The organism is Flavobacterium sp. (assembly GCF_020217025.1).
GTDB lineage: Bacteria > Bacteroidota > Bacteroidia > Flavobacteriales > Flavobacteriaceae > Flavobacterium.
The window spans coordinates 1-10,000 of record NZ_JAIWOF010000107.1; the positions used below are offsets into that span (position 1 = coordinate 1).

Here is a 10,000-nt window from a genome sequence, read left to right on the forward strand (position 1 = left end):
CCAAATATTAGGTGATTTAGCAACTTTACTAACTTGGAATACGACTGACCCTAGAGACGATTTTGAAATGAATCGTAATAATTACATATATACTTGGCAAATGAATCGTAACCCATTCATTGATTATCCTAATTTAGCGGATTATATTTTTGGAGCTAATTTTGGCCTACCTTGGTTTTCAACTTTATCTTCTCAAACTCCAATTGAAAATAGAGTAGCTGTTTATCCAAATCCAGCTTCTGAATACTTAATTGTTTCTGGTTTAGAAGGAACTTCAAAAGTTGAAATCTATACCATAACAGGGCAATTAGTTCAAACTGAAAATTTTGAAAACGAAACCCGCATCAAGTTAGATTTAAATGCCGGAATGTACTTGGTTAAAGTTACAAATGGCGTTCAAAGTACTACCAAAAAAATCATTGTAAAATAGACTTTTTTCTATTTTTAAAAAATGTTAAAATAAGTTAAAAATTTCTAAAGACATAATTTTTGGCAGTATTATTGGGTTATTAATTCAAATAACTATTAAATTTAATGACTATGGAAACTATTAAGAACAGAATAGCGACGCTTTTTGGGGTATTAATTTTAGTATTTATGTTGGTAGTTCCAACAGACGTTTTTTCGCAAGGACCACCACCTTGGGCACCGGCTCATGGGTATAGAGCAAAAACAAGACATATTTACTTTCCTGACCAAAACATGTATTATGATATTCAAAGAGGAACTTATATTTATTTTAATAACGGAAAATGGGCAGTAAGTGTAAAAGTTCCTTCAATTTTTGTAGGTATTAATTTAGGTAGAAGTACTCAAATAGAATTAGATTTTTATGGCGATAGCCCGCAACGCTACAATTATTCACACAAAACAAAATATAAAGTAAAAAAACACCACCATCACGATCATAAACACAGTAAAGGTAATGGTCACCCAGGGAAAGGCCATGGAAAAGGCCACGGTAAATAATAAAAAAAGGTCAGATTTTAAATCTGACCTTTTTTGTTTTATATTCCTGCTATTTCTTTTAGTTCCTTTACAAATCGTTCTGCTAAAATATCAGCTTCTGATTGTGTTGGAGCTTCCGTATAAATTCTAATAATTGGTTCGGTGTTCGATTTTCGTAAATGCACCCATTCGGTTGGGAAATCAATTTTCACTCCGTCAATAGTAGAAATGTTCTCTGATTTGTATTTTTCGGTTAGCGTAGCTAAAACAGTATCAACATCGATTTGAGGTGTTAACTCAATTTTGTTTTTACTCATATAATATTGAGGAAAACTTGCTCTAATTTCAGCAACCGTTTTATCTTGGTTAGCTAAATACGTTAAAAATAAAGCAGCACCAACAATACTATCTCTTCCATAGTGCGATGATGGATAAATAATTCCACCATTACCTTCACCACCAATTATTGCGTTGGTTTTCTTCATTAATTCTACCACATTTACTTCTCCTACAGCACTTGCTTGATAGGTACCACCATGTTTTTCTGTAATATCGCGTAAAGCACGAGAAGACGACATATTAGAAACTGTATTTCCAGGAGTTTTTGATAAAACGTAATCAGCAACAGCTACCAAAGTATATTCTTCACCAAACATTTCACCATCATTAGAAATGAAAGCTAATCGATCCACATCTGGGTCAACTACAATTCCGAAATCAGCTTTTTCTTCTACAACTAATTTACAAATATCACCTAAATGTTCTTTTAAAGGCTCTGGATTGTGAGGAAAATGACCGTTTGGATTGCAATATAATTTTACTACTTCAACGCCCATTTGTTCTAGTAAATTTGGGATAATAATTCCACCAGAAGAATTCACACCATCCACAACTACTTTGAATTTCTTTGTTTTTACCAAATCAGCATCAACCAAAGGCAATTCTAATACTTCATCAATGTGAATATCCATGTAAGCATTGTTTTCCGTAACTTCTCCTAATGAATCCACATCGGCAAAATCAAAGGCTTCGGCTTCTGCAATTTCTAGAATTTTTGCTCCATCGGCACCGCTTAAAAATTCGCCTTTTGCATTTAATAATTTCAAAGCATTCCATTGTTTTGGATTGTGCGAAGCTGTTAAGATAATTCCGCCATCCGCTTTTTCCATTGGAACGGCAATTTCAACCGTTGGAGTAGTGGATAAGCCTAAATCGATTACATCAATGCCTAATCCAACTAATGTATTCACAACCAAATTATGAATCATGGGTCCCGAAATCCTCGCATCTCGACCAATGACTACTTTTAATTTATCTTTTGCAATGTTTTGTTTTAGAAAGGTTCCGTAAGCAGAAGCAAATTTCACCGCATCAACTGGAGTTAAATTATCATCCACTTTTCCGCCAATGGTGCCACGAATTCCTGATATTGATTTTATTAATGTCATTATTTTAGTTTAAAAGTTTATAGGTTTAAAAGTTTAATAGTAAACCGAATTGTGTCACAAATATAAAAAGTTAGAAATTGGAATTCGTCAAAAATTAGAAAGATTTTTATATATTTACTCTTGATAATTATGTGTAAACGAAATCACCAATCCTTTTAAACTTATAAACACATAAACTTTTAACCTTTTCCAACATGAATTTTCTCGCTCATATTTATTTGTCAGGTGAAGATGATTTTGTCAAAATTGGCAATTTCATGGCAGATAGTATTCGCGGCTCCCAATATTTAGATTATCCAAATTCACTGCAAAAAGGGATTTTGTTGCACCGACATATTGATAGTTTTACAGATGCTCATCCAATTTATCGCAAAAGTAAACATCGTTTGCACGAAAAATACGGACATTATTCGGGTGTGATTATGGATATTGCATATGATCATTTCTTAGCGAAAAATTGGAGTAAATATTCCAATGAAAAATTAGAAGATTACGCTGCTGATTTTTACCAATTGGTGCAAGATAACTTCGAAATCCTTACCGAAAGAACGAAAGGAATGTTACCTTATATGATTGGACGAAATTGGCTAGTAAGTTATGCAACAATCGCTGGGTTGGAAATGATTCTTTTTCAAATGGATTATAAAACCAAGCATCGCGTGCACATGCAAGAAGCAATTGTGGAAATTCAAGATTTTTACACCGAATTTGAATCGGAATTTTTTCAGTTTTTTGAAGAATTAGTACTTTCGTGCCAACAAAAATTAAAGGAACTCAATGAAATTTTGTAGTGATTTAGAAGCTGATTTTCGAAAAGCATCCAATAGCGAATTGGCAATTCCAATGGAAAATTACATGAAGAATAATTTTACCTATTTTGGAATTAAAACCGAGAAAAGACGAGCAATTTTCAAATCAAACCACGAACAAAATAAAGCAGAAGTCAAATCTAACTTTAGAGCTATTGCTTTGGAATTGTTCCAAATGAAAGAACGCGAATTTCATCAAACTGCAATAGATTTATTACTAAAAGAGTTCAAGAAAAAATTTGTTTTAGAAGATATTCAATTGATTGAAAAACTGATAATTACCAATTCTTGGTGGGATTCAGTTGATACGATTGCGAAGTATATTTTAGGGGGTTATTTGTCGCAATTTCCTTCGGAGACTTTAAAAGTAATTGAACGTTTTTCAAATTCTGAAAACATGTGGTTAAATCGAAGTGCTATTTTGTTTCAATTGAGTTATAAGGAAAAAACTAATTTCGAAATTCTAAAATCGGAATGCGAAAAGCATAAAGATTCCAACGAATTTTTCATTCAAAAAGCAATTGGTTGGGCTTTACGCGATTATAGTAGATTCAATCCAAAAGGAGTCGAAATATATGTGAATTCAACCAATTTAAAACCATTAATTAGAAGAGAAGCCTTACGTTTACTCTAATTTTGTTTTATTTTTCAGATTAAAGATTTACCTTCGTAAAATACTTCAAGACAATGCCAAAAAAGAAATCTTTTTCCTTAAAAACGTTTACACACAAAACCTTCCGACGTTTAGAGCGATTTGTTTTTCTTTTAAAATCGTTACTAACACCACGGCAGTTTATATATTTTTCGTGCGTTTTAGTTGGAATTTCTTCAGCTTTAGCCGTAATTATTCTAAAAACGTTTGCGCATTGGGTTTATAAATCAGCTCAAAGATTAGATGATGTATTCCATCTTCCTTACAGTAATAGTACGCTGCCAATCATTGGTATTATTATCACCGTTATCATTGTTAAAAAGGTTTTGGATGGTTCTATTGAAAAAGGAACTTCTCAAATTATGTATGCTGTCGCCAAAAAGCGCGGAATCATGCCTAGAAAGCAAATGTTTGCCCAAATCATTACAAGTTCGTTTACGGTAGGTATGGGTGGAAGTGCAGGTTTAGAGTCGCCAATTACCGTTACGGGAGCTGCTTTTGGGAGTAATTATGCACAAAATTATCGTTTAAGTTATAAGGATAGAACGCTTTTATTAGCCTGTGGTGTCGCTGCCGGAATTGGTGCTGCTTTCAACGCCCCGATTGCAGGAGTATTGTTTGCTATTGAAGTGGTACTAGCTGAAATTAGTATTACAGCCTTCATTCCAATTATGATTAGTGCGGCAACGGGTGCTTTGGTTTCAACGGTAATGTTGAATGAAAACATCTTGTTTTCATTTAAAAAAGTACAGTTTTTCGATTATCATAATTTACCCTATTATATTTTACTAGGCGTTTTAAGTGGCCTAGTTTCCATAAATTATGCGAGAACTTTCAGAAAAATTGAACACTATTTTAGTGGATTAAAATTTAATATCATCAATAAAGCATTGTTTGGAGCCGGAATTTTAGGTGTCTTGATTTTCTTGTTTCCTTCTTTATTTGGTGAAGGATATGAAAGTATTAAAACGTTAGCTGATAGTAATCCTGAGGGTTTGGTTCAAAATACTATTTTCGAGCGCTTTCAAGAATCCAAATGGATTCTGTTGTTGTTTGTTGGAGCTACCATGTTAATAAAAGTTTATGCTACAAGTTTGACATTAGGTGCTGGTGGAAATGGTGGAAATTTTGCTCCTTCGCTTTTTGTAGGTTCGTATTTAGGGTTTTGTGTGGCTTATTTTTTCAATATAATCGGTTTCGCTAAGTTGCCAATTGGAAACTTTACTCTTGTAGGAATGGCTGGAATATTGAGCGGATTATTTCATGCACCATTAACTGCAATTTTCCTTATTGCTGAAATTACTGGAGGTTATAATTTGATGGTTCCTTTAATGATTGTTTCATCGGTAAGTTTTGCGATTTCTAAACGTTTCGAGCCTTATTCCTTTGATATTAAAAATTTGGCTGATAAAGGTGAAGTTTTTACGGATAATCGTGATGCTAATATTTTGAATTCTATTGATGTAGCTAAATTAATTCAAACTGATTTCAAACCCATTTCGGTTAGTGATAATTTGGAAGAATTAGTTGAGAAAATCCAGCAATCGGATATCGATGTTTTTCCTGTTTTGGATGAAAAAAATAAGTTATTAGGTTTGATATTGCTAGATGAAATTCGACCAATAGTTTTCTCGCAATTCAAAGTAAAATACACTTCCACAAACGAAGTCATGCAACCACCAAAAGAAATTATTTTCTATGATGAAACCTTAGAAACCATCATGGAGAAATTTGACACATCAGGTTGTAAAGTCTTACCGGTTTTAAAAGATGGAATCTTCCTTGGATTCATTTACAAACAACTTATTTTGGAAAAATACAGAATGCGATTGAAATCGATGATAATTGAGTAAAGTATAGTTTGAAATTAATAAATTTCTTCACACTTGTCTACAATAAAAATTGGATTGAATTCAGTATCTTTGCGTTTTGCTTAAAAAAACATGCAACACACAGAAGAAACTATCGAAATTATTGGAGCAAGAGCTCATAATCTTAAGAACATAGACGTTACTATTCCGCGCGAAAAACTTGTAGTTATTACAGGTTTGTCGGGTTCTGGAAAATCGTCATTGGCTTTTGATACCATTTATGCAGAAGGCCAAAGAAGGTACATCGAAACCTTCTCAGCTTATGCACGACAGTTTTTGGGTGGTTTAGAACGTCCTGATGTAGACAAAATCGACGGACTTTCTCCTGTAATTGCTATTGAGCAAAAAACTACAAGTAAATCGCCTCGTTCTACTGTGGGAACAATTACTGAAATTTATGACTTCTTACGTTTGTTGTATGCTCGTGGCGCTGATGCTTACAGTTACAATACGGGCGAAAAAATGGTTTCGTATTCTGATGAGCAAATCAAGCAATTGATTTTAGAGGATTTCAATGGGAAACGCATCAATATTTTAGCACCGGTTGTTCGTTCTCGTAAAGGACATTATCGCGAATTATTTGAGCAAATTGCTAAACAAGGTTTCTTAAAAGTTCGTGTAAATGGCGAGATTCGTGATTTAGAATACGGTATGAAAGTCGATCGTTATAAAACGCATGATATTGAAATCGTAATTGATAGAATGGCGATTGATTTAGAAGAAGATACCGATAAACGCCTATCAGAAAGCATCAAAACTGCGATGTATCATGGCGAAGATGTCATGATGGTTATCGAGCAAGAAAGCCAAGAAGTGCGTTTTTATAGCCGTAATTTAATGTGTCCGTCTTCTGGAATTTCCTATCCTAATCCAGAACCCAATAATTTCTCATTTAACTCTCCAAAAGGAGCTTGTCCGTGTTGTAACGGATTAGGAACGGTAAATGAAATCAACCTTCAAAAAATTATCCCAAATCCAAAATCATCTATAAAAAATGGTGGTTTTGCTCCTTTAGGCGAATATAAAAGTTCATGGATTTTCAAGCAATTGGAAATTATCGCACAAAAATATGATTTCAAAATAACCGATGCCATAGAAACCATTCCGCAAGAAGCAATGGAGATGATTTTGTATGGTGGAAACGAAAAGTTTTCAGTCGTTTCAAAGGTTATGGGAATTACAAAAGATTATAAAATCGATTTTGAAGGGATTTCAAATTTCATTAAAAATCAATACGATAATTCCGATTCGGCAAGTATCAAACGTTGGGCAAAAGAATTTATGGACGAAAATGATTGTCCAGAATGTGAAGGAACGCGTTTGCGAAAAGAATCGTTATATTTCAAACTAAACGGGAAAAATATCGGCGAGTTAGTGCAAATGGATGTAGCCGAATTATCCGAATGGTTTGCAGATTTAGATAATCATTTATCTGAAAAGCAAAAAGTTATCGCAGTTGAGGTTGTAAAAGAAATAACAGCGAGATTGCAATTTTTGTTAGATGTTGGTTTGAATTATTTATCCTTAAACCGAAGCTCAAAATCGCTTTCAGGTGGTGAAGCACAACGTATTCGATTGGCTACGCAAATTGGTTCGCAATTGGTTGGCGTTTTATATATTTTAGATGAACCAAGTATCGGTTTGCACCAAAGAGACAACGAACGTTTGATTAAATCGTTAGAAAGTTTACGCGATATTGGTAACTCAGTAATCGTAGTAGAACACGATAAAGACATGATTGAACGTGCCGATTATGTGATTGATATTGGTCCGAAAGCAGGTCGTTTTGGAGGACAAATCATCAGTAAAGGAACTCCGAAAGAATTGCTAAAAGAAAATACCATTACGGCTCAGTATATGAATGGTAAAATGCAAATTGAAGTGCCAAAAACACGTAGAGAGGGTAACGGAAAATCAATCAAGTTATCCGGAGCAACTGGGAATAATTTAAAAAATGTTTCGATTGAAATTCCGTTAGGAAAATTAGTTTGTGTTACTGGAGTTTCTGGAAGTGGAAAATCGACATTGATTAATGAAACATTGTATCCAATTTTAAACGCACATTTTTTCAATGCAGTTAAGAAACCACAACCTTACAAAAAAATTGAAGGTTTAGAACATATTGATAAAGTAATCGACATCGACCAAAGTCCGATTGGAAGAACACCGCGTTCTAATCCAGCGACTTATACTGATGTTTTTTCAGAAATTAGAAGTTTATACACGCAAACGCCAGAAGCGATGATTCGTGGCTACAAACCAGGAAGATTCAGTTTCAATGTAAAAGGAGGACGTTGTGAAACTTGTGAAGGTTCAGGCGTTCGCACGATTGAAATGAGCTTTTTACCAGATGTTTATGTAGAATGTGAAACCTGTATGGGAAAACGATTCAACAGAGAAACATTAGAAATTCGCTATAAAGGAAAATCGATTTCTGATGTGTTGAATATGACAGTAGATGAAGCGGTAGATTTCTTCGAAAATATTCCAAAAATTTATCGAAAAGTAAAAACGATTCAAGATGTTGGATTGGGTTATATCACATTAGGTCAACAAAGCACAACGCTTTCAGGTGGTGAAGCGCAGCGTATCAAATTGGCAACGGAACTTTCTAAAAAAGACACGGGAAATACCTTTTATATTTTAGACGAACCTACAACAGGTTTACATTTTGAAGATATTCGAGTTCTTATGGATGTCATCAACAAGTTAGTGGATAAAGGAAACACAGTGTTAATTATCGAACATAATTTAGATGTGGTAAAATTATCAGATTATGTAATTGATATTGGTTATGAAGGAGGAAAAGGTGGAGGAGAAGTAGTAGCTAAAGGGACTCCAGAGGAAATCGTGAAAAATAAAAAAAGTTATACGGCGCAGTTTTTGAAAAAAGAATTATCTTAGCAACCTAATTACTACACACAACAACACTGCTAAAACTTTATTATTTAATCGTAATAGTTTGTTTACAAACAAATTAACTAAAATTACTATGGCAGCAGATCAGTACGAAAACGAAGACCACAGAATTCAAGAGAAATTCAAGCAAAAGACTTGGAATGAAATAAGAACCAATGATTCATGGGCAATTTTTAAAATCATGTCAGAATTCGTAAATGGTTACGAATCGATGGGAAGAATTGGTCCTTGTGTCTCTATTTTTGGTTCGGCAAGAACAAAACCAGAAGATAAATATTATTTATTAGCTGAAAAAATCGCTTACAAAATTAGTAAAGCAGGTTACGGAGTAATTACCGGTGGTGGTCCTGGTATCATGGAAGCAGGAAACAAAGGAGCACATTATGGAGGCGGAACTTCGGTAGGCTTAAACATCGAATTGCCTTTTGAACAACACTTTAATCCGTATATCGATAAAGACAAAAACTTAAACTTTGATTACTTCTTCGTGAGAAAAGTAATGTTTGTAAAATATTCGCAAGGTTTCGTGGTAATGCCAGGAGGTTTTGGAACATTGGACGAATTATTTGAAGCGGTAACTTTGATTCAAACTAAGAAAATTGGAAAATTCCCGATTATTTTAGTGGGAACTGAATTTTGGTCAGGTTTATTAGATTGGATTAAAAATGTGATGATTGACAAAATGAAAAACGCCAATCCAGAAGATATGAACTTAATCAAAGTAGTTGATACAGAAGATGAGGTATTGGAAGCATTAGATAACTTCTATAAAAAATACAACTTATCACCAAACTTCTAAAATAAAAAAAGTCCTTCAATTCGAAGGACTTTTTTTATTTTGATATGAATTCTTTAATTTTTTCAATTACTGCTTCATCGCCTAAAATTTTACGATGTCCTAAACCTTCCGTAATCACCAATTCTGAACCTTGTAAATGTTCATGAATATGATAAGCCGCTTTGACTGAAACATCATCGTCTTCTTTATCGTGCATGATTAAAACAGGGATTTTAATTTCTGCTGCTGCTTTGTAAGCCGAATAATCACTCATTTTTCCAACAAAACGTTTTTCAAAATGATCTCTTAATTTGATTCCGTATTCTGGTTTTAATTGTAATTTATTGATAAAATCATCAATGATGTCTTGAATGATATCGCCAGCTCCAATGGTAACCGCCTTTTTAACATTCAAATTTTGTTTAATCGCATTCAAAACCGACATACCACCAAGCGAATGTCCAATAGCATATTCAAACGAACCGTATTGTTTTTCCAATTCTAAAATTGAAGCAATAAATTCGGTCATTATCGAATAATTTCCTTTTGATTTTCCGTGTGCTGGCGCGTCAAAA

Annotated in this window: 9 protein-coding genes; 7 read left to right on the forward strand and 2 right to left on the reverse strand. The window is 33.7% G+C overall.

All coding sequences use genetic code 11. The features are described 5' to 3' along the window. A partial coding sequence (locus tag LDL23_RS05195; protein WP_291264760.1) for a T9SS type A sorting domain-containing protein occupies positions 1–430 on the forward strand: 430 nt, incomplete at its 5' end. 110 nt (positions 431–540) lie between these two features. After that, positions 541–969, forward strand: coding sequence for a hypothetical protein (locus LDL23_RS05200; RefSeq protein WP_291264761.1), 429 nt, complete (start codon positions 541–543; stop codon positions 967–969). 38 nt (positions 970–1,007) lie between these two features. On the opposite strand, the gene glmM is transcribed toward LDL23_RS05200, so the two are convergent. Beyond that, positions 1,008–2,396 (reverse strand): phosphoglucosamine mutase, encoded by a 1,389-nt coding sequence (gene glmM, locus LDL23_RS05205; protein WP_291264762.1) that lies wholly within the window; start codon positions 2,394–2,396, stop codon positions 1,008–1,010. Positions 2,397–2,590: 194 nt separating this feature from the next. Between glmM and LDL23_RS05210 the strand changes: the two genes are divergently transcribed. The 5 genes from LDL23_RS05210 to LDL23_RS05230 all read left to right on the forward strand — a co-directional run bounded on the left by LDL23_RS05210 (position 2,591) and on the right by LDL23_RS05230 (position 9,446). Next, the gene (locus tag LDL23_RS05210) at positions 2,591–3,187 is read left to right on the forward strand and encodes an acyl carrier protein phosphodiesterase (RefSeq protein WP_291264763.1); all 597 of its coding nucleotides are present in this window, start codon (positions 2,591–2,593) and stop codon (positions 3,185–3,187) included. Continuing rightward, positions 3,174–3,839 (forward strand): DNA alkylation repair protein, encoded by a 666-nt coding sequence (locus LDL23_RS05215; RefSeq protein ID WP_291264764.1) that lies wholly within the window; start codon positions 3,174–3,176, stop codon positions 3,837–3,839. Before LDL23_RS05210 ends, LDL23_RS05215 begins: the two co-directional genes overlap by 14 nt. Before the next feature lie 53 nt (positions 3,840–3,892). Then, positions 3,893–5,710: a chloride channel protein gene (locus LDL23_RS05220; RefSeq protein ID WP_291264765.1), complete on the forward strand. Its 1,818-nt coding sequence runs from the start codon at positions 3,893–3,895 to the stop codon at positions 5,708–5,710. Between the two features lie 90 nt (positions 5,711–5,800). Further along, complete coding sequence (uvrA, locus tag LDL23_RS05225; RefSeq protein WP_291264766.1) at positions 5,801–8,632, forward strand: excinuclease ABC subunit UvrA; 2,832 nt, start codon at positions 5,801–5,803, stop codon at positions 8,630–8,632. Positions 8,633–8,720: 88 nt separating this feature from the next. Beyond that, positions 8,721–9,446 (forward strand): TIGR00730 family Rossman fold protein, encoded by a 726-nt coding sequence (locus LDL23_RS05230; RefSeq protein WP_291264767.1) that lies wholly within the window; start codon positions 8,721–8,723, stop codon positions 9,444–9,446. 34 nt (positions 9,447–9,480) lie between these two features. On the opposite strand, the gene LDL23_RS05235 is transcribed toward LDL23_RS05230, so the two are convergent. Then, positions 9,481–10,000: alpha/beta hydrolase (locus LDL23_RS05235; RefSeq protein ID WP_291264768.1), on the reverse strand; the 520-nt coding region annotated here is incomplete at its 5' end.